A 22479-nucleotide genomic window follows, 5' to 3' on the forward strand; every position below is an offset into this window, starting at 1 on the left:
AGGACGGGGGAGCACCGGTGACCGACCTCGACCCGGACGAGACGCCCGTCCTGGCGGCGGGCTGCGTGCTGTGGCGCCGCTCGCAGCCGGACGGCACGCTGCGGTTGTGCCTGGTCCACCGGCCCAAGTACGACGACTGGTCCCACCCCAAGGGCAAGCTCAAGCTCGGTGAGGACCCGCTCGCGGGCGCCGTGCGCGAGGTGGCGGAGGAGACGGGCCACGTCGCCGTCCCCGGCCCCGAGCTGTCCACCGTGACCTACATGGCGGGCGGGCGGCCCAAGCAGGTCCGCTACTGGGCCGCCGAGGCCACGGCGGGCGGCTTCACCCCCAGCAAGGAGGTGGACCGCATCCTGTGGCTGCCTCCCGCCGAGGCCCGGAAGCGGCTGACCCAGTTCCGCGACCGCGAGCTGCTCGACGAACTGACGGCGGCGCTGCGCCTCGGCTGAGCGTGCCCGTGCCGGTCAGGCGCCGCCCTCGTGCCCCAGCGCGTCCGCGCGGGCCAGGCTGCGGGCCCGGCGGGCCGGACCGTGCCATCCGCAGGTGCAGCGAGCCAGGCAGAAGCGGCCCTGTTCGACTGTCGCCGCGCGGTGTCCCACGGCGTCCCGGTTGCTGCGGTCCTCCTGGACGGGGCTCAGGCCCTCATGCTGCACCACGGTGACAAATGTAGCCACGTCAGGTGAACGGGACGTTACGGCCGCCTGTGGATCGGGTGCGTGCGTGACGGGGGCCACCCACTCGTCGTTGACCGGACGACAGGGGCCCGTGACGGACGTAGCGGCTGGGGGTAGGCAGGGCGATGGCGGTGCGGCGGCGGCTGGGTGTCCCTCCTGCTCGTGCCCGGGTGGGGCCGGGCGGCGCGGTGCTCGCGGCGGCCGTCCTGGCGGGCGCGTGCGCCACCGGATGCTCCTCCGGCGGCGCGGCCGCCGAGGACGCGCGCGCCGCGACCGATCCGGTGCAGGCCCTGCGCCAGGCGCCGGACGTGCTGCTGGAGGCGGGCAGCGCGCAGACCCGTACGTCGATGGAGATGGCCACCGGCGGGACCCGGGTGACGATCCGCGGCGAGGGCGGCTACGACTTCCGCGGGCAGCGCGGGCAGCTCACGCTGGTGCTGCCGCAGGACCCGGCCGGGGCCGCCGAGCACGTGCCGCTCACCGAGCTGCTCGCTCCGGGCGCCCTGTACATGAAGAACCGGGGGGCGGGCGTGCCGGCGGACAAGTGGGTGCGGGTGGACACGGCCACGCTCGTCGACGGCAACCTGGTCACCGGCGGGGCCACCGATCCGTTCGCCGCCGCCGAGATGCTGCGCGGCACGCGCACGGCGACGTACGTGGACAGAACGGAGGTCGCGGGGGTGCCGGTGCGGCACTACCGGGGCACCGCCGATCTCGCCCTGGCGGCGAAGAGCGCCACGGCGGCCGACGAGGCGGCGCTGAACGCGGCGGCGAAAGGGTTCGCCACGGCCTCGGTCCCGTTCGACGTCTACCTCGACGACCAGGGCCGCATCCGCAAGCTCCGGCAGCGCTTCGCCTTCGTCAACGGGCAGCCCGGCAGCACCGTCGCCGTCTTCTCCACGACGCTGCTGTACGCCTTCGGCACCCCGGTGACCGTGACACTGCCGCAGGCGCAGGACATCTACACCGGGCGGATCGCCGAGCCCTGAGCCGAGCCCTGGGCCGGGCCCTGAGCCGGGCCCCGAGCCGGGCAGGACCCGAATGGTCCGGGAAAATGACCGGCGAACTAGCCCTTTGGTGCCATGCGCCGCACGTGGGCCGCTCCCTACCCTGGGAGCCGGCAGCGGCAGACGGCAGAGAAGAGGTGACGCGCGTGGCTCCGCTCGGCGGTACGGCGGTCCAGGACCACGTGGCCCTCGCCGAGATAGAGCTGTGCGGCGAGCTGATCATCGCGGCCTCGGCGGCCGAGGACCGGCTCAGCCTGGAGAGCATCGACGAGGTGCTGCGGGTGGCCGAGGAGCGCGAGGCCGGTGCGGGCCGCAGAGCGCCGGGCGCCCGGCGGCCCGGTCCCGGCCGGTGAGCCTCAGGTGCGCAGCAGCCGTCCGATCGCCTTCGTGGCCTCCTCCACCTTCGCGTCGATCTCCGAACCGCCCTTGAGGGCCGCGTCGGCGACGCAGTGCCGGAGGTGTTCCTCCAGCAGTTGCAGGGCGAAGGACTGCAGGGCCTTCGTGGAGGCGGACACCTGGGTGAGTATGTCGATGCAGTAGACGTCCTCGTCGACCATCCGCTGGAGCCCGCGGATCTGGCCCTCGATCCGGCGGAGCCGCTTGAGGTGCTCGTCCTTCTGCTTGTGGTAACCGTGCGTGACGGGCTCGTGTCCGGTGATTCCGCTCACGTTCTCGGAGGGCGTCGTCGCGCCGGCCTCGGTGGTCGTCATCGCGTCCTCGCTCCCGTACATCTCGGCACACACCGAGGAGACATACCCCTGGCGGGTATATCGTAACGAATTCCGCCGGGTACCGGCAGCCTTGGCATGCCCCCGTGCGGAGCAGGGCAGGTCATGGGCGACACTGGGGGACGGCCCCTTAGCCGTGGCCGGATGATGCGCTTAACATCACCCTGACCCCAACCGAAGCACCCCGAGGACCCCACGTGCGCTTTCGTCTGACCCCCAGGGAGACGAGCTTCTACGACATGTTCGCCGCCTCCGCGGACAACATCGTCACGGGCTCGAAACTCCTGATGGAACTGCTCGGGGCGGACGCTTCCGCCCGGGCCGAGATCGCAGAGCGTATGCGGGCCGCGGAACACGCAGGTGACGACGCCACGCATGCGATCTTCCACCAGCTGAACTCCTCGTTCATCACGCCCTTCGACCGCGAGGACATCTACTCCCTCGCGTCGTCCCTCGACGACATCATGGACTTCATGGAGGAGGCCGTCGACCTGGTCGTCCTCTACAACGTCGAGGAACTGCCCAAGGGCGTCGAGCAGCAGATCGAGGTTCTGGCCAGGGCCGCGGAGCTGACGGCCGAGGCGATGCCGCACCTGCGGACCATGGACAACCTCACCGAGTACTGGATCGAGGTGAACCGCCTGGAGAACCAGGCGGACCAGATCCACCGCAAGTTGCTCGCCCACCTGTTCAACGGCAAGTACGACGCGATCGAGGTGCTGAAGCTCAAGCAGATCGTGGACGTGCTGGAAGAGGCCGCTGACGCCTTCGAACACGTGGCGAACACGGTGGAGACCATCGCGGTCAAGGAGTCCTGAGGCGTCCATGGACACCTTCGCTCTGATCCTGACCGTCCTGGTCGCTCTCGGCTTCGCCTACACCAACGGCTTCCACGACTCCGCCAACGCCATCGCGACCTCCGTGTCGACCCGGGCGCTCACCCCGCGCGCCGCCCTGGCCATGGCCGCGGCGATGAACCTCCTCGGCGCCTTCCTCGGCAGCGGCGTCGCCAAGACCGTCAGCGAGGGCCTGATCCAGACGCCCACCGGCGGCAAGGGGATGGGCATCCTCTTCTCGGCCCTCCTCGGGGCCATCGTCTGGAACCTGATCACCTGGTACTTCGGCCTGCCCTCGTCCTCCTCGCACGCGCTGTTCGGCGGCATGGTGGGCGCGGCCCTCGCGGGCGGTACGACGGTGTACTGGTCCGGCGTGCTGGACAAGATCGTCACCCCCATGTTCCTGTCCCCGGTGGTCGGCCTGATCGTCGGCTACCTGGTGATGACGGCGATCATGTGGCTCTTCCGCAGGACCAACCCGCACAAGGCCAAGCGCGGCTTCCGCATAGCGCAGACGGTGTCCGCGGCCGGCATGGCGCTCGGACACGGCCTCCAGGACGCCCAGAAGACCATGGGCGTCGTGGTGATGGCGCTGGTCATCGCCGATGTCGAGGACTACGGAGACCCGATCCCGGTGTGGGTGAAGCTGGTCTCCGCTCTCATGCTGTCACTGGGCACCTACGCCGGCGGCTGGCGCATCATGCGCACCCTGGGCCGCAAGATCATCGAACTGGACCCGCCGCAGGGCTTCGCCGCCGAGACCACCGGCGCCTCGATCATGTTCGCCACGGCGTACCTCTTCAAGGCGCCGATCTCCACCACCCATGTGATCACCTCGGCGATCATGGGCGTGGGCGCGACGAAGCGGGTCAACGCCGTCCGCTGGGGCGTGGCGAAGAACATCGTCCTGGGCTGGTTCATCACCATGCCGGCCGCGGCGCTCGTGGCGGCCTGCGCCTTCTGGCTGATCAGGCTGGCGTTCCTGTAGCAGCCCCGCCCGGTGTGGTGACACTGGAACCATGACGAGCAAGGCACTCCTCGAAGGCGGGCCGGAGGATCTCGCGGGCACCGTGGTGCCGGTGGTCCCTCCCGGACAGGAACTGAAGATCCCGCACCTCGGGGGATACGAGCACTACAAGGTCACCTCGCGCCACGAGGACAGCAAGGAAGGACAGGTCACCGTCTACCGGTGGTGGGAGCGCACCGAAGTCGCCGAGTGAGCGGCCGGGCGCACACCCCGGCCGGTGAAAGCGTGCGGGCCCGCCCCCGGGAGCCGGGGGCGGGCCCTTCTGCCACCTCGCGGCGGCACCGCCATGCAGCGCCGCGAGGGATCTGTGGGAGGACGCTCTAGCCGAAGCGGCCGGAGATGTAGTCCTCGGTCGCCTGCACGGACGGGTTGGAGAAGATCCGCTCGGTCTCGTCGATCTCGATCAGCCGGCCCGGCTTGCCCACGGCCGCCAGGTTGAAGAACGCCGTACGGTCCGAGACGCGCGCCGCCTGCTGCATGTTGTGCGTCACGATGACGATCGTGAAGCGCTCCTTCAGCTCGCCGATCAGGTCCTCGATGGCGAGCGTGGAGATCGGGTCGAGGGCGGAGCAGGGCTCGTCCATGAGCAGCACCTTCGGCTCGACCGCGATGGCGCGGGCGATGCACAGACGCTGCTGCTGACCGCCGGACAGACCCGAGCCGGGCTTGTTCAGACGGTCCTTGACCTCGTTCCAGAGGTTCGCGCCCTTGAGCGACTTCTCGACGATGTCGCCCAGCTCGCTCTTGCGGTAGTTGCCGTTCAGCCGCAGTCCCGCCGCCACGTTGTCGAAGATCGACATGGTGGGGAACGGGTTCGGGCGCTGGAAGACCATGCCCACTTCGCGGCGCACGGCCACCGGGTCGACCCCGGCGCCGTAGAGGTCCTCCTCGTCCAGGAGCACCTTGCCCTCGACGCGGCCGCCCGGGGTGACCTCGTGCATGCGGTTGAGGGTGCGCAGGAACGTCGACTTGCCGCAGCCGGAGGGGCCGATGAACGCCGTCACCGAGCGCGGCTCGACCGTCATCGAGATGTCCTCGATCGCCTTGTGGGCGCCGTAGTAGGCGGTGAGCCCGCTCACATCGATTCGCTTGGCCATGACTACTTCACTTCCAAAAGTCCGGGGGTCGCTGACAGGCCCCGCGCGGCAGCAGCCGCAGATCGTTAACGGGGGGCCTTCCAGCGGGCGATGCCGCGGGCCACGAGGTTGAGGATCATCACGAAGGCGATGAGGGTGAGCGAGGCCGCCCACGCGCGGTCGTACGCCGCGCCCGGGCCCGTGCTGTTCGTGTACTGCTGGTAGATGTACAGCGGCAGCGAGGACTGCGCCCCCTCGAAGGGGTTCGTGTTGATGAACGGGTTGCCGAAGACCAGCAGCAGCACGGGCGCGGTCTCACCGGCGATACGGGCGATGGCCAGCACGATGCCGGTCGTGATGCCGCCGACGGAGGTCGGCAGGACCACCCGCAGGATCGTGCGCCACTTGGGCACTCCCAGGGCGAGGGACGCCTCCCGCAGCTCGTTCGGTACGAGCTTGAGCATCTCCTCCGTGGAGCGGACCACGACGGGCATCATCAGGATGGCCAGGGCCAGCGAGCCGGCGAAGCCGAAGGGCTGCATCTTGAAGATCAGCATCAGGCTGAGGATGAACAGGCCCGCGACGATCGACGGGATGCCGGTCATGACGTCGACGAAGAAGGTCACGGCCCGGGCGAGGTTGCCGCGCCCGTACTCCACCAGGTAGACCGCGGTGAGCACGCCGACCGGCGCGCCGATCAGGGTGGCGAGGCCGACCTGCTCCAGGCTGCCGATGATGGCGTGGTAGATGCCGCCGCCCGGCTCGTTGTCGGCGACCAGGCCCATCGAGTGGGTCAGGAAGTAGCCGTCCAGGACCTTCACCCCGCGCTGGACGGTCGTCCAGACCAGGGAGACCAGCGGCACCAGGGCGAGCAGGAAGGCGACCCAGACGAGGCTGGTCGCGACCCGGTCCTTGGCCTGGCGGCGGCCCTCGACGCGGGCGGCGACGCCGTAGGTGCCGAGGACGAAGAGGACCGCGGCGATCAGGCCCCACTGGACACGGCTGTGCAGGCCGCCGGCCAGGCCGATGGCGACCGCGGCGGCCAGGGAGCCGGCGGCGATGGCCCACGGGGACCACTTGGGCAGGCTGGCGCCGCGCAGGCTGCTGGAGCGCTGGTCGGCGATGGCTGCGTGGCTCATGCGTTGGCCCCCGAGTAGTCCTTGCGGCGGGCGATGATCAGGCGGGCCGCGCCGTTGACCAGCAGAGTGATGACGAACAGGACCAGGCCGGAGGCGATCAGCGCGTCACGGCCGTACTCCGACGCCTCGCTGAACTTGCTGGCGATGTTCTGGGCGAAGGTGCCGCCGCCCGGGTTGAGCAGGCTGGCGCCGATGGTGAAGGTCGGCGACAGCACGGTGGCGACGGCCATCGTCTCGCCGAGCGCGCGGCCGAGACCGAGCATCGAGGCGGAGATCACGCCGGAGCGCCCGAAGGGCAGCACCGACATGCGGATGACCTCCCAGCGCGTGGCGCCGAGAGCCAGGGCCGCCTCCTCGTGCATCCGCGGGACCTGGCGGAACACCTCGCGGCTGACGTTGGTGATGATCGGCAGGATCATGATCGCCAGCAGGATGCCGACGGTGAGCAGCGAGCGGGGCGCGCCGCCCTCCCAGGAGAAGACGCCGGTCCAGCCGAGGTAGTCGTTCAGCCAGCCGAACAGGCCGTCCAGGTGCGGGACCAGGACCAGCGCGCCCCACAGACCGAACACGATGGACGGCACGGCGGCGAGCAGGTCGATCACGTACGCGATGGGGCCGCTCAGGCGGCGCGGGGCGTAGTGCGTGAGGAAGAGCGCGATGGCGACCGCCACGGGGACGGCGATGACCATGGCGATGATCGAGGAGACCACCGTGCCGAAGGCCAGCACGGCGATGCCGAAGACCGGCGGCTGAAGGCCGGTGTTCCACTCGAAGGTGGTCAGGAAGTTGCCGTGGTCCTTGCTGATCGCCAGGGAGGCACGGTAGGTCAGGAAGACCGCGATCGCGGCCATGACCACCAGCAGCAGGATGCCCGACCCACGGGTGAGGCCGAGGAAGATCCGGTCTCCGGGACGGGTGGCACCGCGGGCGGCGCGCTTCTGCTCGGCCGCGGTCGGTCGGGGGGAAGGCGCGTCGGCGCCTGTCGTATGAGTCGATATGTCCATCGGGATCTCCGGTCTGCGGAGACGTACGCGGTACGGCTCCTGGCGGCGGTGCACCGGACGGTGCGGCCCGGCCCCGTCAGGGGGGCCGGGCCGCACTCGGATCAGCTCAGGCCGTCGATGGTGGTGCGGACCTTGCTGATGATCGCGTCAGGGATCGGCGCGTAGTCGTTCGCGGTGAGGATGCTCTGGCCGTCCTCACTGGCGATGTAGCGCAGGAACGCCTTGGTGGCCGGCAGGGTGTCGGCCTTGTTGCCCTTGTCGCAGACGATCTCGTACGTGACCAGGACCATCGGGTAGGCACCCTCGGCCTTGGTGTTGTAGTTGAGCTGCAGAGCCAGGTCGCTGCCGGTGCCGACGACCTTGGCGTCCGCGATGGCCTTGGTGGCGTTCTCGACTGTGGCCTTGACCGGGGCGGCGGCACCCGTGTTGATGTCGACCGTGGTCATGTCCTTGGCGTACGACAGCTCGAAGTAGCCGATCGCGCCCCGGGTCTGCTTCACCTGCTGGGCCACACCCGAGGACTGCGGAGCAGCCTGGCCGCCCTTGGCCTGCCAGGCCTTGCCGCCCTCGTACTTCCAGTTCGCGGGGGTGGCGGCCTTCAGGTACTTGGTGAAGTTGTCCGTGGTGCCGGACTCGTCCGAGCGGTGGAACGCCTGGATCTTGAGGTTGGGCAGCTTGGCGTCGGGGTTCAGCTTCTTGATCGCCGCGTCGTCCCAGTTCTTGATCTTGCTGTCGAAGATCTTCGCCAGGGTGGGGGCGTCGAGGACCAGGCTGTCCACGCCCGGGACGTTGTAGCCGACCGCGATCGGGCCGCCGACCATCGGCAGGTCGATGCCCTGACCGCCGCCGGTGCAGATCTTCTGGGAGGCGGTGACCTCTTCGGGCTTCAGCGCCGAGTCGGAGCCGGCGAAGGCGACCTGGCCCTGGGTGAACGCCGTGACACCGGCGCCGGAGCCGCCGCCCTTGTAGTTGATCTGCACGCCACAGGCCTGGCTGAACTGCTTCACCCAGGCGTCGATCGCGTTCTTCTGCGCCGAGGAGCCGTCGGCGAGGAGCTGGCCCTTGGCGTCGTCACACTTGATGGAGCTGTTGGAGGCCGCGGTGCTGCTGTCGCTGCCGGCGTTGTTCTTGCCGGTGTCGTCAGAGCCGCACGCCGTGAGGGCCAGGGCGCCGGAGACGGCGAGTGCGCCGAGAGCGAGTGCCCGCCGGGTCTTGCGCTGAAGCTTCACTTGAGTTCCTTCCAGGAGCCGCCGTCCTGTTCGGCGGCGTGCGAGGGTGTGGACGACACCGATGCACCGTCCTGCGCATCAGCACCGGGTAAGGCCGAAATTAGGCAGAACAGGTGAAGCCGCCGATGGCCGGAAGTGAACGAGGGGTGAACCCCTGCCGACAGTGCGGTGAGGTCACGGAATGCTTACGTCGAGGCCACGGAAGGAGACATGGCCGGGGCAGGCTCGCGGCCATGGGCACGGGGCGCGACCGGACACCGGAGGACGCCGCGTTCCCCACCTCGCGGACCGCACCGCGCCGGCGGCCCGCGCGACCGAGGCGGCCCGCGTTCGCGTGTCGGTGACGCCCCGACCGCCGTACTGTGGCAATCCTGCGGCGCGGTTCCCCGGAACCCTCCGGGCCGCCTCGTCGTCTCGTTCCGCAGGAACGCTCAGGAGGTGCGGGCATGGAACGGCGGACTTTCCTGGGGGGCGGCGCGGCCGCGCTCGCCGCGGCCGCGACGAGCGCGTGCAGCGGCGGCAGAGGCGCCTCGGCCGGGGCGGCGGCCAGGACGACCGCCACACAGATGCCGGCGGCCCCCGACGCGGCCTCCGCTCGTGCGGCGCTCAGCACGGCCAGCACCCCGTCCGCCACCGGCTGGGCCGCGCTCGCCCGCTCCCTGCACGGCACCCTGGTGCGCCCCGGCGACGCCTCCTGGACGACCGCCAGGCAGCTCTACAACACCCGCTTCGACAACCTCAGGCCCGCCGCGGTCGCCTACGTGGCCAACGCCGACGACGTCCGGACCGTCCTGTCCTACGCCCACGCCCACCGCCTCCGCGTCGCCATCCGCAACGGCGGCCACTCCTACGGCGGCTGGTCCTCCGGCGACGGCCGGCTGATCATCGACGTCTCCAAGCTCAGCCGGATACGGGCGAGCGGCTCCTCCGCGGTGATCGGCGCCGGCGCCAAGCTCATCGACATCTACCGCACGCTCACCGCGAAGGGCGTCACGATCCCCGGCGGCTCCTGCCCGACCGTGGGCATCTCCGGGCTGGTGCTGGGCGGCGGCCACGGAGTCGTCGCCCGCGCCTACGGCCTGACCTGCGACAGCCTGACCGGGGCCACCCTCATCACCGCGGACGGCCGGCAGCTGACCGCCGACGCCACCCACAACAAGGACCTGTTCTGGGCGCTGCGCGGCGCGGGCAATGGCAACTTCGGCGTCGTCACCGAACTGCGGTTCAGGACCCACCCCGCACCGCAGGCCGTGTCGGCGTACCTGACCTGGCCGTGGGCGAAGGCCGCGGCGGTGATGAAGGCCTGGCAGGAGTGGGGGCCCGGGCAGCCGGACGAGATCTGGTCCTCGCTGCACCTGGAGAACACGGCGGGCCGCACGCCCACCGTGTCCGTGGCCGCCTTCTCCCTGGGCACCTACGGCGCGCTGCAGAACGCGGTGGACCGCCTGGCCGCGGGAGTCGGCGCCCCGGCGTCGAGCGTGTCGCTCAGGCGCCACTCGTACTGGCAGGCCATGGACGCCTACGCCGGCTGCTCGTCCTTCCCCGTGGAGGCCCAGTGCCACCTGCCGGGCACGACGCCCGGCCGCTCCCCGCAGGGCAGGCTCGGCCGCGAGACCTACGCGGCCCGCTCGGACTTCTTCGACCGCTCCCTGTCCTCGGCCGGCATCCGCACGCTGGTGGCGCAGCTGCCCTCGGTGCGGGGCGGCGCGGGCAGCATCGCGTTCACCGCGCTCGGCGGGGCGGTCAACCGGGTCTCCCCGACGGCGACGGCCTTCGTCCACCGCCGCTCACGCATGCTGGCCCAGTACGTCGCCTCCTGGCGCCCGGGCACCACCGGCGCGGCGGCCCAGTCCTGGCTGACCTCCGCGCACGACGCCATGCGGCCCTACGCCTCCGGAGCGGCCTACCAGAACTACAGCGACCCCACCCTCAAGAACTGGCGCACGGCCTACTACGGCGACGCGGCGACCCGCCTGGCCAAGCTGAAGCGGCAGTACGACCCACAGGACTTCTTCTCGTACCCGCAGGGCCTGTAAGACCGGGCGGACCACCCGGAGACCCGGCGGACCGCCTGTAAGGCCCGGCGAGCCACCCGGAGAGCCGGCGGACTGCCTGTAAGACCCGGCAGGCTGGCCGTGAGACCCGCGGACCGCCTGTAAGACCCGGCAGGCTGCCGATGAGACCCGGCGGGCCACCCGCAAGGCCCGGCGAGCCGTCCGCGAGGCCGGCGGACCGGCCGCCGGAGCCGACCGGCCACCCGCCGGACCCGGCAGCGGACGGCCCGGGCAGGACAGCGGGGCGCCGGGGGCGGCCCTACGCCGCCAGGTCCCGGTCCTCCGCCGACGCCCGCTCGTCGGCGGGGCAGCCCGAGACCACCGCGTCGCCCGCACCGCCGGTACGCCGCGCCCGCACCAGCCGGCCGCCCCACGCCGACCCCTCGACCGCCTTCATCAGCGGCGTGAGCAGAGCCATGGCCAGGGGGGAGAGCAGCAGAGCGACAGCCGTACCGAGCGCGAACCCTCCGACCACGTCCGTCGGATAGTGCACGCCCATGTAGACCCGGCAGAACCCCTCGAACAGCGCCAGCCCGATCCCGGCCAGGCCGAAGCGCCGGTCGACGACGAACAGCGCGACCGCCATCGCCATGGTGATCGTCGCGTGATCGCTCACGAAGGAGTAGTCGGTCTTGCCTGGCACCAGGACATCCAGGCCCTGATGGTCCAGGAAGGGCCGGGGCCGCTGCACGAAGCCCCTTATCGGCACGTTCACGAGCACCGCGAGGCCGGCCGCCAGCGGCGCCCACACCAGCGCGGCGACGGCGGCCGCCGCCCCCTGACCGCCCCGGCGCCGCACGGACCACCAGCACCCCAGCACGAGCAGCACCATGGCGAGCAGCAGCCCGTACTCACCGACGAACTCCATGACCCGGTCGAACCAGCGCGGGGCGTCCCTGGCCAGGCTGTTGATGTCGTAGAGCAGGTCGACGTCGGGGTTCGACCCGGATTCGGCGAGTCCAGCCATCCTGCTGCGGCCCCTTCGTCGTGTCGTCGCGGGCGCACCCGGCGTGCGCCGCTCCTGCCCACCCCCGTGGTCGTAGATCCGCTTCCGCTGCACGCGCGCAGGATCCGCACGCCACCGGACATCCACTTGGCTACGTCATCAGCAACGCACGACCTCGATCGATGCGTTCCGAACTCCACCGAACGATCACGCAGACGTTATCGAAGAGAGACTCGTCGCCGCAGCTCAGGGGGGTGGCTCACGCTCCGCTCACACCGCGGAGGGGAGCGCTTTCGCGCCATCCTCGGTGACCCTGGTGGCCCCGAAGTAGTCGGGTGTGTCGACGGGATCGAAGCGGATCACGGCGCCCGGCCTCGGCGCGTCGATCATGTACCCGCCGCCGACGTAGATGCCGACGTGCCGGATGGCCCGCGAGTTGGCCAGGTCGTCGGAGAAGAACACCAGGTCACCCGGCAGCAGTTCGTCCCGCTTGGGGTGCGGCCCGGCGTTGTACTGGTCGTTGGCGACCCGCGGCAGCATGACCCCCACGCTCTCGTAGGCGGCCTTGGTCAGGCCCGAGCAGTCGAATCGTCCGCCCTGCTCAGGGGTACCGTTGCCGCCCCACAGATAGCGCGTGCCCAGCTTGCTCTGCGCGTACGTGATGGCCGCCGCGGCCTGCCGGGAGGGGTCGACGCGGGTGACGGGCGCGGCGAAGCTCTTCTCCAGGGTCGTGATCGTCTTCACGTAGTTCCGCGTCTCCGCGTACGGCGGCACGCCACCGTATTTGATGACCGCGTAGGCCCCCGCGTTGTAGGCCGCGAGCATGTTGTGCGTGACGTCGCCCGGCACGTCCTTGACGTACGAGGCGAGTTCGCAGTCGTAGGAGGCGGCCGACGGAATCGCGTCACCCGGGTTCCAGACGTCCGCCTTCCCGTCGCCGTCGCCGTCGATGCCGTGCGTGGCCCAGGTGCTCGGGATGAACTGCGCTATCCCCTGCGCCGCGGCGGGGCTCCTGGCGTTCGGGTTGAACCCGCTCTCCTGGTACAACTGGGCCGCCAGCAGAGCCGGGTTGATCGCGGAGCAGAGGCTGCCCCATCTCTGCACGAGGGACTGGTACGCGGCCGGCACGGCACCCTTCGCGAGCCCCACGGCCCCGCCGCCCGCCCCGCCCGCGATGTTCCCCGCGGTGATGTACACGCCGACGACCAGCAGGGCGACGAAGCTGAGCCCGGAAGCGACGGCGGCGACCGCCACGATCCATGCCTTACGCACCGTCAACCGCCCCTCGTCGCACGGGAGTCCGCCGACGACAGTGTAGAGGCGCCCGCGGCGCTTTCCAGGTGATCACACACGGGCGCAGTGCAGCACGGCGACCGGCCGCCGTGCGACCCCGCGGCGGGGGAGCGCGACGCGGATCAGGGAACGGCCGACGCGTCCTTGTAGAGCTGCGCCGCGGCGGCCCCCAGCACCACGCTGTACGACGTGTCCGCCGTCGAGCCGCCCGCCTCGTGCCCGCCGAGCACGCCGACGACCTCCTGGTCGCCGTTGATCCACGGGCTGCCGCTGGTGCCGCCGGTGAACTCCGGGCAGTCGATGCGCTGCTGGGTGCCGCTGTGGGTCTGCGGCCGGTTGGTGCAGCTGATGGGCACCTCGCGGGAGTCCGGGTAGCCGGTCAGGGTGACCGCGCTCGCCCCGGTCTCCGCCCCGGTGACGAACCGGTTGGCGCCGACGGCATCCTCGACGCCCTTGCCGTCCCGCGGGGCGATCACGGCGAAGGCCATGTCGCTGTCCTCGTCCTGGTGCGCGGTCCAGTCGTCGGGCAGGAAACGCTGCTTGACCGTCCACACCCCGTAGGGCGCCCGACCGTCCCGGTACCCCGGCACGAACACCAGGTCGGAGTCCCCGCCCAGGCAGTGCGCGGCGGTGACGACGAGATCGCGGTGGGGACTGTGCACCACCGAGGCCGTGCAGAAGTGGTTGCCGGCCAGATCACCGGCCTTGTCCGCGCCGAACAACGCCCCGACCCGGGCACTCTGCGGCGTCCTCGACGTGACGGCCGTGACCCCGAGCGGTTCAGGCTCGACGAACGGGCCGGTCACCCCGTGCGGACCGATCACCCCGAGGGGTCCCGGTCCGTCGTGCGCGGCCGCGACGGAGACCGAGGTCACGGCGAGCAGCACCAGCAGGGCGAACAGCGCCCGCGCACCGGCCCGGCGACGCCCGGGACGTGTGCGACCAGCGAGGCTCTCGATACCTGAGGTGCGCTTCATCAGGCTCCACTGTGACGGACGGGGATGAGAAACAGACCCCGACTTACCTGAGATTCTCCTGTGAAACGCCCGTTCATCGTATGACCGGCCTCACACCGCCTCCCCCGACGCGACCCCGCCCGCCGGGACGCAGCCGAGGGCGACGCGAACACGGTGCCGGCACGGAGAAGCGTGAGACCATCGGCCACGGACGACCGCTCACCCGACTGGTCGTCAGAACCCTTGCCGACACGTGAGAAACGTCAACGACGGAACCACATCACGGGTTGCGGTCGGACTTCATTGCCCGGCGTGACCTGCCGTGATACACAGAGTGACCATACGTACGAAACCCACAGGCAATGCCGCCAAGTCGACATACGGCGGCGTCATTGTCGGCGAGAATGAGCCTGACCTCTGCAAGAGGGCAGGGGACGCGGAACTACCCAACAGGGGCGGTGACTTACATGCTCTTTGCGGCCGACAAGGGAGACATCAACACCATCATCGGCGGGATCGCTCCGAACTGGGGCCCCTTCGGCAGCCTGGGCAACGAGGCGAAGGTGATGATCGAGGTGGTGATGGCCGTGGCCATCCTGCTCTGCCTCGGCATCGCCGTCTGGGGCGCCGCCAAGCAGCGCATCGGCGCCACGGCCCTGCGCGACACGTTCAGTGCCGAACAGGGCAAGGGCCTGATCATCGCCGGCCTGACGGGCGTGTTCATCATCGGCTCGCTCGGCACGCTCTTCACCATCGTGTACGGCATGGCCGTGTAACCGGCGCATACCCGCGCATGCCGCGCACGGCGCCCCGTGCGCACCGCCGGCCAGACCCTCCGGGCGCGCCCGGTGCCCCCGCTGCCCCTACCCACCCACCGTGCCCACCGGCTGAGGTTGCGTTTCCCTGATGTCGAGTCACCACACCGCGTCCACGCGGGAACCAGCACGGCTACCGTCGTACTTCCAGGCATTCCGGTACGAGGTCGAGGGGGCGTACGGGGCATGAGTCGATCGGACGGGCACGGGTACGGCGATTCGGCGCGCGCCGACGACGGGCCGTACGCGGGCGGGCAGACCCGCACCCGGCTCCCGGACCGGCCCGGCGACCCCTACGGAGGCGCGCGGCGCGGCGGCCGCTCGTCCTCGCGCAGCCTGATCACGGTGGTCGCCGTCGTCGTCCTCCTCATCGCCGCGATCGCCTTCGCGAACCGCTCGGGAGGCCGCTCCCCCGCCACCGACGGCAACGCCGACAAGCCCAAGGCGGCCGCCACCGCGGCCACCGGCAAGCAGCCGGTGCACACGAAGACGGACGGCATCCCGTCGGGCTTCGCCCACGACGAACAGGGCGCGCAGAGCGCCGCCGCGAACTATTCGGTGGCCCTCGGCTCGGCGGACATGTTCCAAGCCGACCAGCGGCACCGGATCGTGAACGCCGTCTACGCTCCCGAGGTCGCCGCCCGCCGCCAGTCCGACCTGGACAGCGCGTACTCGAGCGAGAAGTTCCTCAGCAACATAGGCCTCGGCAAGGACGGCGCCGCACCGGCCGGCCAGACGTTCATCTCCCGGGTCGTCCCGGTGGGCACCAGGATCACCTCGGTCAGCGCGAGCAAGGCGGCCGTCGCGGTCTGGTACACCTCGCTCTTCGGCCTGTCCGGGGAGGCGTCGACCAACCCTGTGACCGAGAGCTGGTACACCACCACGTACCAGCTGACGTGGGTCGACAACGACTGGAAGATCACCGACTTCCAGCAGGAGGACGGCCCCGTGCCGATCGGCCGCGACCAGAAGGCCTCCACCGCCGACGACATGACGAAGGCCGTCGAGGAGTACGGAGGGTTCACGTATGCGCGCTAACCACCGTTTGTCCAAGGTGACGGCCGCCGTCGCCGCCGTGCAGGCCGCCGCCGTGCTGCTGGCCACCCGCGCCGCCGCCGACCCCTCCCCCGGCCCGAGCCCCTCGCCGACGAGCAGCAAGGACCCGTGCGGCCTGATCCGTGGCCCCGCCAAGGAGTACTGCGAAAAGGGAAGCGGCGGAGGGAGGTCCAACGGCCTCACCACCGACCCCACTTCCACCCTCGACCCCCTCTCCTCCCTCGCCAAGGGCTGTGCCGACGCCGCGTCCTGGACCGTCACCAAGCTCAGCAAGGCCGTGCAGGAGACCGCGAACGTCGACTTCACCAACCAGAAGTTCCTACAGCAGTACGCGGTCGTGTTCGCCGCCTCGACCGTGCTCACGCTGCTGCTCTGGCTGCTGGCCGTCGCCAAGCGGGCCGTGCGCGGCGTGCCGCTGTCCACCGCCATCTCCGAGGCGATCGGCTTCCTGTGGCTGACCGTGCTCGCCTCGGCCTTCACCCCGCTGATCCTCTACACGGTCGTCTCGGCCACCGACGGCGTCTCCGACGTCCTCGCCAAGGCCACCGGCGACCAGGCGGGCTCCTTCTTCGGCACGTTCTCCGCCGCGCTCGGCAAGGGCGAGAACATCGGCGGCGGACCGATCATGCTGATAGTCGTCTCCCTGGTCTCCATCCTCGCCGCCGGCGTGCTCTGGCTGGAGCTCGTCATCCGCGCCGCCCTGCTCTACGTCGGCGCCCTGCTCGGCACCGTCGTCTACGCCGGACTGGTCGACAAGAACCTGTGGGGGCACGTGCGCCGCTGGGCCGGAATCATGATCGCGGTGATCCTGGTGAAGCCGGTCATCGTGATCGTGCTCGGGCTCGCCGGGGCGCTCTCCTCCGGCGACAACGGCCCCGGCGCCTTCTCCGCGGTCGTCTCCGGCCTCGCGATCATCCTGCTGGCCATCTTCGCCAGCGCCATGATCTACCGGTTCGTCCCGGGCTTCGGCGACGAGATCGCGGCCGGCCGCAACAACCGCATCATGCGCGGCGCCGAGGGCAAGGCCGCCGCGGTCATCAGCTCCCCGGCCACCCTCGTCGCGCAGGGCATCAAGACCCACAGCACCCGGGCCGACAGCAACGGCGGCGGCCAGTCGTCCGCCCCCCGCCCGGCCAACCCGGCCTCCGGCGGCGTCGCCGCGCACGGCGCGCGCGTCCCGGGCGGCGGCGGCGGATCCGCCGCACCCGCTCCCCGCGCACCCAGCCCGGTGAACTCCCCCCACGCCGGAAGCACCCGCAACAGCAGTACCAACCGCCCGGGAGGTGAAGGACGTTGACGACCGACTCCCACGTGTCCCACACGGTCGCGTCCCGCCGTACCTATCTGATCGGCCGCGCCCGGCCGAACGCGATCGTCGGCCGCAACCGCGAGACCGGCGAGATCGCCCTGATCATCGCGGGCGCGTTCATCGGCATGATGTGCGGCCTGCTCGTCCCGGTGCTGCCCCTGCGCATCCTGCTGCTGACGGGCTTCCCGCTGCTGGCCCTGGCCGCGGTCTACGTCCCCTACCGGCACCGCACCTTCTACAAGTGGTTCGAGATCAACCGCAGCTACAAGCGCACCGTCAAGCGCGGCGCCGTCTACCGCTCCGGCGTGATGGAGGCCGGAACGAGCCTGGACGGCCGCGAGGTCGAGATCGGGCCGCCGCCCGGCATCGGCCGGATCTCCTGGCTCGCCGCGCCGTTCGGGCCGGACGAGATCGCCGTACTGCTGCACGCCGACCGCAAGACGGTCACCGCCGCCATCGAGATCGAGGGCCCCGGCGTCGGCCTGCGCGACTCCGAGGACCAGGAGGCCCTCGTCGACCGCTTCGGCACCCTGCTCAAGCACGTGGCCAACGGCGACGGCTTCGTCACCCGCCTGCAGATGCTCGCCCGCACCCTCCCCGCCGACCCCGACGCCCACGCCAAGGACGTCACCGTACGCGGGGACGAACGCGCACCGCACTGGCTCCAGCAGTCCTACGACCAACTGCAGTCCATGGTGTCCACCAGCAGCGAGCAGCACCGCGCCTACCTCGTCGCCTGCATGCACTACACCCGCGAACTCGCCGCCGAGGCCCACGCCATGGCGCGCGCCGCCCGGCCCCACGCGGGCCGCAAACTGGACCGGGACGCCGGACTCGCCGTCGTCATGGCCCGCGAGCTGACCGACATCTGCTCCCGGCTCCAGGAGGCCGACATCCGCGTACGGCAGCCGCTCGGTCAGGGGCGGCTGGCCTCGCTGATCCACTCCATGTACGACCCGGACCACCCGATCGACCACATCCAGGCGATGACCAAGCGCAACGCCTGGCCGGCCGAGCTGGACGCCATGGAGCCGACGTACCTCCAGGCCAAGACCCGCGAGTCGACGACCCGCGCCCCCTGGTGCCACGCCACCGCCTGGGTGAAGGAATGGCCGATGACCCCGGTCGGCGTGAACTTCCTCGCGCCGCTCCTCGTCCACACCCCGGACGTCATCCGCACCGTCGCCGTCACGATGGACCTCGAACCCACCGAGGTCGCCATCGAGCGCATGCTGACCGAGAAGACCAACGACGTCGCCGAGGCCAGCCGCGCGGCGAAGATGAACCGCACCGTGGACCCGCGCGACGTGGCCGCCCACAGCCGCCTCGACCAGCGCGGCGAGGACCTCGCCAGCGGCGCGGCCGGCGTCAACCTGGTCGGCTGGATCACCGTGTCCTCCCGCTCCCCCGAGTCCCTGGCCCGCGACAAGCGGACGATCAGGGCGTCGGCCGGGAAGTCCTACCTGAAACTCGAGTGGTGCGACCGCGAGCACCACCGCGCCTTCGTGAACACGCTCCCGTTCGCCACCGGAATCCGACGGTAGGGGCTGATGCTCTGATGCGGGACCCGCTGACCGCACTCACGGACGCCTTCACATCCTTCCTGTTCGGGAAGGTGGAGACGACCCGGCTGCCGGTGAGAACGTCCACGGGCCAGGCCCAGGCGGTCTACCTGCCCACCGCCGCGCCCGGCCTCGGCGACTCGGGCGTCATCATCGGCCGCGAGGTGTACTCCGGAAAGGGCTACATCTACGACCCCTTCCAGCTCTACGGCCAGCAGCTCCCCGCCCCGCACTGGCTGGTCCTCGGCGAGTCCGGCAACGGCAAGTCGGCGCTGGAGAAGACCTACGTCCTGCGCCAGCTCCGCTTCCGCGACCGCCAGGTCGTCGTCCTGGACGCCCAGGGCGAGGACGGGGTGGGCGAATGGAACCTCATCGCGGAGGAGCTGGGCATAACGCCGATCCGGCTGGACCCGATGGCGGCCCTGGACCACGGCATCCGGCTCAACCCCCTGGACCCGTCGATCACGACCACGGGCCAGCTCGCGCTGCTGCGCACCATCATCGAGGTCGCGATGGGGCACGGCCTCGACGAGCGCTCCGGCTTCGCGCTGAAGGTCGCCCACGCCTACGTCAACGAGACGATCGTGGAACGCCAGCCGGTGCTGTCGGACATCGTCGAGCAACTCCGGCACCCCGAGCCGGAGTCGGCCGAGGCGATGAACGTCGCCATAGACGACGTACGGGCCTGGGGCCTGGACGTGGCGCTGGTCCTGGACCGGCTGGTCGACGGTGACCTGCGCGGCATGTTCGACGGCCCCACCACGGTCGGCATCGATCTGGACGCACCCCTGATCGTCTTCGACCTGTCCCACATCGACCGCAACTCCATCGCCATGCCGATCCTGATGGCGATCGTCGGCGTGTGGCTGGAGCACACCTGGATCCGCCCCGACCGCAAGAAGCGCATCTTCCTGGTCGAGGAGGCCTGGCACATCATCAACAGCCCGTTCGTGGCCCAGCTCTTCCAGCGGCTGCTGAAGTTCGGCCGCCGGCTGGGCCTGTCATTCGTGGCCGTCGTCCACCATCTGTCCGACGTGGTGGACGGAGCGGCGGCCAAGGAGGCCGCGGCGATCCTGAAGATGGCCTCCACCAGGACGATCTACGCCCAGAAGGCGGACGAGGCGAGGGCGACGGGCCGGGTGCTCGGCCTGCCCAGATGGGCGGTCGAGATCATCCCGACCCTCACCCCGGGTATCGCGGTGTGGGACGTCAACGGCAATGTCCAGGTGGTCAAACACCTGGTCACCGAGACCGAACGGCCGCTGGTCTTCACCGACCGCGCCATGACGGAGTCCTCCAACGACCGCCTCGCCGACGACACCCTGCGCGCCGCGGAGTTGGAGGCTGAGGAGCGGGCGGCGGCCTTCATGGGACAGCACATCGGCGACCTGGACGGCTCCTCCGAGTCGACGGTGGCCTAGTGGACGCGCGCGTGAGACCGGACGACCGCGACCACGGACAGGGCCGCCAGGTGCGTCGGGACGGCCAGGGCGGCATTCCCGACGGCCTGCTGGTCGGTGTCCTGGCCTTCCTGCTCGGCATGACCGTGCTGGTGTGGACGGCCACGGGACTGGCCGGCCTGTTCGCCCACGGCTCCTGGCCCTCCGGGGTCGCCTTCACCCGTACGCCGCCGGCGATGCGTCACCTCATCGCCGACCCGCACGACATCCCCGGCGCCTGGCCCGACACTCCGCCGGAGGGGCTGTCGGGATACGGGCTGTTCTGGGGTCTGTTCATCGGCCAGTTGATGGTGCTGTTCGTGCTGACCGTGTTCGTGATGGGCACCGTGGCCCGCTGGCGCGCCGGGAGACTGCGCCGACGGGCGGAGAGAGCGGCGGCCCGGAAGCGGGCCACGGCGCCGCAGCCCCAGGAGACCCCGGCGCCGGTCCCCCAGGAGGTCCCCACCCAGCGGACGGCCCCGGACCCCGGCCGGCCACTCGTGGCCGCCCAGCAGCCCGCGGAGGCCCCGCACGAGACCGCGGCGGAGGCCCCGCAGCCCGCGGACCGGGCGGAACCCGCGGCCCCGCTCGCGCAGGCCGGCACGCCCCTCGCGCCCCTCGCCGCCGGCGGCCACGGCGGGCCGGTCGGCGGCCGGGAGACGATCCTGACCGCCCCGCGCGAGGCCCGGCAGACGGCCGCGGCCCAGGCGATCCGGGACGCGGCGGGCCCGGCCCTCGTCGTCACGTCGAACCCCGCCCTGTGGCAGGAGACGAAGGACTCCCGGGCCAAACTGGGCCCGGTCCTCCTCTACGACCCCGCCCACCTCTGCGACACCCCGGCCCGCCTCCACTGGTCCCCGACGGCGGGCTGCGAGGACAAGGCGACGGCGGCCGCCAGAGCCGCCGCGCTGCTCGCCCCGGTCCGCCCCACCGCCAAGGTGGACCAGGCGACCGGCGACACCGCGGAGACCCTTCTGCGCAGCTTCCTGCACGCCGCCGCCATAGACGGCCGCGCGATCCGCCACGTCCACCGCTGGGCGCAGGGCACACAGGTCCAGGAGGCCGTGCGGATCCTCCGCACGAACCCCAAGGCCGCCGCCGGTTCGGCGGGCGAGCTGGAGGCCTCGCTCACCTCGTATCCCGAACGCCGTGACATGGCACAGGAGTTGACCGGCCGTGCACTGGCCTCACTGTTCACGGTCAACATCCGAGAGGCCTGCACTCCAAACCGAACTGATGCCGTCGCCTTGGATTCCTTCGTCAACGAAGGGGGCACGCTTTATGTGGTCGGCGAATCCCTCGAGGATCCCCGGACCAACCCGGGTGCGATGCCCCTCCTGACGGCACTCGCCTCAAGCGTGGTCGAGCGCGGCCGGCGCATGGCCGAACGGTCATCCTCCGGTCGCCTCGACCCACCACTCACGCTCGTCCTGGACGACGTGGCCGCCGTCGCCCCGCTTCCCCAGCTCCCGGAGCTGCTGGCCGCCGGGGCCGGCCAGGGGCTGCCCACGCTGGCCCTGCTCCGCTCCCGCGAACAGGCCCGCGCCCGCTGGCCGCACGCCGAACTGCCGGCGTGACCTCCGCCTGTCTCCGGGACTCTCAGGGGCGTTCGAGGACGTACTCCAGTTCGGACTCCGCCGAGCCGGCCGTCAGCGGCACGCTGATCCCGGTCGGCAGGAAACCGATCCTGCGGTAGAAGCGCTGGGCCCGCCCGTTGTCCTCGTGCACGATCAGCCGCGCCCGCTCCACGCCGATGTCCCAGGCCCATTGCAGGGCCTCGTCGAACAGCACCTCGGTCAGCCCGCACCCGCGGTGCTCGGGCCGCACATAGACGCCTACGAGGTGACCCTGGCGCCGCTCGACCGGGAGCCCGGCCCAGTCCGTCGTGCCGGCCTCCTCGACGAGCACGGTCACGCTACCGACCCACTCGCCGTCCGGACCCTCCACGATGAACTGCCGAGCGTCGCCCGACTCCGCGGCAGCCCCGGCCGTCCGCTCCTGCCAGAACGAGTCCGGCCTGGCCGCGGCGTCGTCGTACGTCTCCAGGAATGCAAGGTGGGCCACCGGGTCCTGGAGCGCGACCAGCCGCAGCGCCTTCACGGCGGGCCACTCTTCGGCGCGTACGGCACGGACGACATACTGCTCGGTGCTGTTGGCGCTGCTGGTGCTGCTCATGGGGCACACGGTAGTGCAACAAAAAAGAAAGGGCCCACACCTTTTCGGCGTGGGCCCTTTCATCACAATTTGTTCGGCGGTGTCCTACTCTCCCACAGGGTCCCCCCTGCAGTACCATCGGCGCTGTGAGGCTTAGCTTCCGGGTTCGGAATGTAAC

At 70.9% G+C, this 22479-nt stretch carries 23 protein-coding genes and 1 rRNA gene; 13 read left to right on the top strand and 11 right to left on the bottom strand.

The window, feature by feature from the left end:
* Positions 1-17 precede the first annotated feature (17 nt).
* Positions 18-446, top strand: coding sequence for an NUDIX hydrolase (locus tag ACF09J_RS33690; RefSeq protein WP_392309271.1), 429 nt, complete (start codon positions 18-20; stop codon positions 444-446).
* Positions 447-461: 15 nt separating this feature from the next.
* Here ACF09J_RS33690 and ACF09J_RS33695 read toward each other — a convergent pair whose 3' ends face one another.
* A complete protein-coding gene (locus ACF09J_RS33695) occupies positions 462-653 on the bottom strand; it encodes a hypothetical protein (RefSeq protein WP_392309292.1) in 192 nt (63 codons plus the stop codon).
* Between the two features lie 143 nt (positions 654-796).
* Here ACF09J_RS33695 and ACF09J_RS33700 point away from each other — a divergent pair, with 143 nt between their 5' ends.
* Positions 797-1660, top strand: a complete 864-nt coding sequence (locus tag ACF09J_RS33700) for a hypothetical protein (RefSeq protein ID WP_392309272.1) — start codon at positions 797-799, stop codon at positions 1658-1660.
* Between the two features lie 155 nt (positions 1661-1815).
* On the top strand, positions 1816-2031 hold the full coding sequence (locus tag ACF09J_RS33705) for a hypothetical protein (protein ID WP_392309273.1): 216 nt from the start codon (positions 1816-1818) through the stop codon (positions 2029-2031).
* Positions 2032-2034: 3 nt separating this feature from the next.
* Here the strand turns inward: ACF09J_RS33705 and ACF09J_RS33710 are convergent, their stop codons facing one another.
* A complete protein-coding gene (locus ACF09J_RS33710) occupies positions 2035-2388 on the bottom strand; it encodes a metal-sensitive transcriptional regulator (protein ID WP_392309274.1) in 354 nt (117 codons plus the stop codon).
* 215 nt (positions 2389-2603) lie between these two features.
* Here ACF09J_RS33710 and ACF09J_RS33715 point away from each other — a divergent pair, with 215 nt between their 5' ends.
* From ACF09J_RS33715 to ACF09J_RS33725, 3 genes are read left to right on the top strand one after another with little or no spacing between them, the layout of a single operon-like run.
* Positions 2604-3224 carry a DUF47 domain-containing protein gene (locus ACF09J_RS33715; protein WP_026252685.1) on the top strand — a complete coding sequence of 207 codons (621 nt, stop codon included), beginning with the start codon at positions 2604-2606 and terminating at the stop codon, positions 3222-3224.
* Between the two features lie 7 nt (positions 3225-3231).
* Complete coding sequence (locus ACF09J_RS33720; RefSeq protein WP_392309275.1) at positions 3232-4230, top strand: anion permease; 999 nt, start codon at positions 3232-3234, stop codon at positions 4228-4230.
* A 31-nt stretch (positions 4231-4261) separates the two neighbouring features.
* Entirely contained in the window at positions 4262-4462 is a 201-nt protein-coding gene (locus ACF09J_RS33725; protein WP_392309276.1) for a DUF5988 family protein, read from the top strand.
* 127 nt (positions 4463-4589) lie between these two features.
* Here ACF09J_RS33725 and pstB read toward each other — a convergent pair whose 3' ends face one another.
* The 4 genes from pstB to pstS all read right to left on the bottom strand — a co-directional run bounded on the left by pstB (position 4590) and on the right by pstS (position 8717).
* Positions 4590-5366 (bottom strand): phosphate ABC transporter ATP-binding protein PstB, encoded by a 777-nt coding sequence (gene pstB, locus ACF09J_RS33730; protein ID WP_100569123.1) that lies wholly within the window; start codon positions 5364-5366, stop codon positions 4590-4592.
* A gap of 65 nt (positions 5367-5431) precedes the next feature.
* A complete protein-coding gene (gene pstA, locus ACF09J_RS33735; RefSeq protein WP_392309277.1) occupies positions 5432-6484 on the bottom strand; it encodes a phosphate ABC transporter permease PstA in 1053 nt (350 codons plus the stop codon).
* On the bottom strand, positions 6481-7488 hold the full coding sequence (pstC, locus tag ACF09J_RS33740) for a phosphate ABC transporter permease subunit PstC (protein ID WP_392309278.1): 1008 nt from the start codon (positions 7486-7488) through the stop codon (positions 6481-6483). The genes pstA and pstC overlap by 4 nt, the downstream gene beginning before the upstream one ends.
* A gap of 101 nt (positions 7489-7589) precedes the next feature.
* Positions 7590-8717 (bottom strand): phosphate ABC transporter substrate-binding protein PstS, encoded by a 1128-nt coding sequence (gene pstS, locus ACF09J_RS33745; protein ID WP_392309279.1) that lies wholly within the window; start codon positions 8715-8717, stop codon positions 7590-7592.
* 446 nt (positions 8718-9163) lie between these two features.
* On the opposite strand from pstS, the gene ACF09J_RS33750 reads away from it, so the two are divergent.
* On the top strand, positions 9164-10753 hold the full coding sequence (locus tag ACF09J_RS33750) for an FAD-binding oxidoreductase (RefSeq protein ID WP_392309280.1): 1590 nt from the start codon (positions 9164-9166) through the stop codon (positions 10751-10753).
* Between the two features lie 277 nt (positions 10754-11030).
* Here the strand turns inward: ACF09J_RS33750 and ACF09J_RS33755 are convergent, their stop codons facing one another.
* From ACF09J_RS33755 to ACF09J_RS33765, 3 genes are all read right to left on the bottom strand, one after another.
* Positions 11031-11738, bottom strand: coding sequence for a phosphatase PAP2 family protein (locus tag ACF09J_RS33755; protein WP_392309281.1), 708 nt, complete (start codon positions 11736-11738; stop codon positions 11031-11033).
* A gap of 249 nt (positions 11739-11987) precedes the next feature.
* Positions 11988-12989 carry an NlpC/P60 family protein gene (locus ACF09J_RS33760; RefSeq protein WP_392309282.1) on the bottom strand — a complete coding sequence of 334 codons (1002 nt, stop codon included), beginning with the start codon at positions 12987-12989 and terminating at the stop codon, positions 11988-11990.
* Positions 12990-13132: 143 nt separating this feature from the next.
* Positions 13133-13987 carry a trypsin-like serine peptidase gene (locus ACF09J_RS33765; RefSeq protein ID WP_392309283.1) on the bottom strand — a complete coding sequence of 285 codons (855 nt, stop codon included), beginning with the start codon at positions 13985-13987 and terminating at the stop codon, positions 13133-13135.
* Between the two features lie 446 nt (positions 13988-14433).
* On the opposite strand from ACF09J_RS33765, the gene ACF09J_RS33770 reads away from it, so the two are divergent.
* The 6 genes from ACF09J_RS33770 to ACF09J_RS33795 all read left to right on the top strand — a co-directional run bounded on the left by ACF09J_RS33770 (position 14434) and on the right by ACF09J_RS33795 (position 21724).
* Positions 14434-14742: a hypothetical protein gene (locus tag ACF09J_RS33770; protein ID WP_009189392.1), complete on the top strand. Its 309-nt coding sequence runs from the start codon at positions 14434-14436 to the stop codon at positions 14740-14742.
* Between the two features lie 225 nt (positions 14743-14967).
* The gene (locus ACF09J_RS33775; protein ID WP_392309284.1) at positions 14968-15819 is read left to right on the top strand and encodes a hypothetical protein; all 852 of its coding nucleotides are present in this window, start codon (positions 14968-14970) and stop codon (positions 15817-15819) included.
* On the top strand, positions 15809-17134 hold the full coding sequence (locus ACF09J_RS33780) for a hypothetical protein (protein ID WP_392309285.1): 1326 nt from the start codon (positions 15809-15811) through the stop codon (positions 17132-17134). The genes ACF09J_RS33775 and ACF09J_RS33780 overlap by 11 nt, the downstream gene beginning before the upstream one ends.
* A complete protein-coding gene (locus ACF09J_RS33785; RefSeq protein WP_392309286.1) occupies positions 17131-18690 on the top strand; it encodes an SCO6880 family protein in 1560 nt (519 codons plus the stop codon). The genes ACF09J_RS33780 and ACF09J_RS33785 overlap by 4 nt, the downstream gene beginning before the upstream one ends.
* Positions 18691-18704: 14 nt before the next feature.
* Positions 18705-20129 (top strand): ATP-binding protein, encoded by a 1425-nt coding sequence (locus ACF09J_RS33790; RefSeq protein WP_392309287.1) that lies wholly within the window; start codon positions 18705-18707, stop codon positions 20127-20129.
* 11 nt (positions 20130-20140) lie between these two features.
* Positions 20141-21724, top strand: a complete 1584-nt coding sequence (locus ACF09J_RS33795) for a type VI secretion protein (RefSeq protein ID WP_392309288.1) — start codon at positions 20141-20143, stop codon at positions 21722-21724.
* A gap of 22 nt (positions 21725-21746) precedes the next feature.
* On the opposite strand, the gene ACF09J_RS33800 is transcribed toward ACF09J_RS33795, so the two are convergent.
* Positions 21747-22322: a GNAT family N-acetyltransferase gene (locus ACF09J_RS33800; protein WP_392309289.1), complete on the bottom strand. Its 576-nt coding sequence runs from the start codon at positions 22320-22322 to the stop codon at positions 21747-21749.
* Positions 22323-22393: 71 nt separating this feature from the next.
* A 5S ribosomal RNA gene (gene rrf, locus ACF09J_RS33805) occupies positions 22394-22479 on the bottom strand; the annotation flags it as partial.

Origin of the sequence: Streptomyces sp. NPDC014889, assembly GCF_043081205.1 — a bacterium.
Taxonomy (GTDB): Bacteria; Actinomycetota; Actinomycetes; order Streptomycetales; family Streptomycetaceae; genus Streptomyces.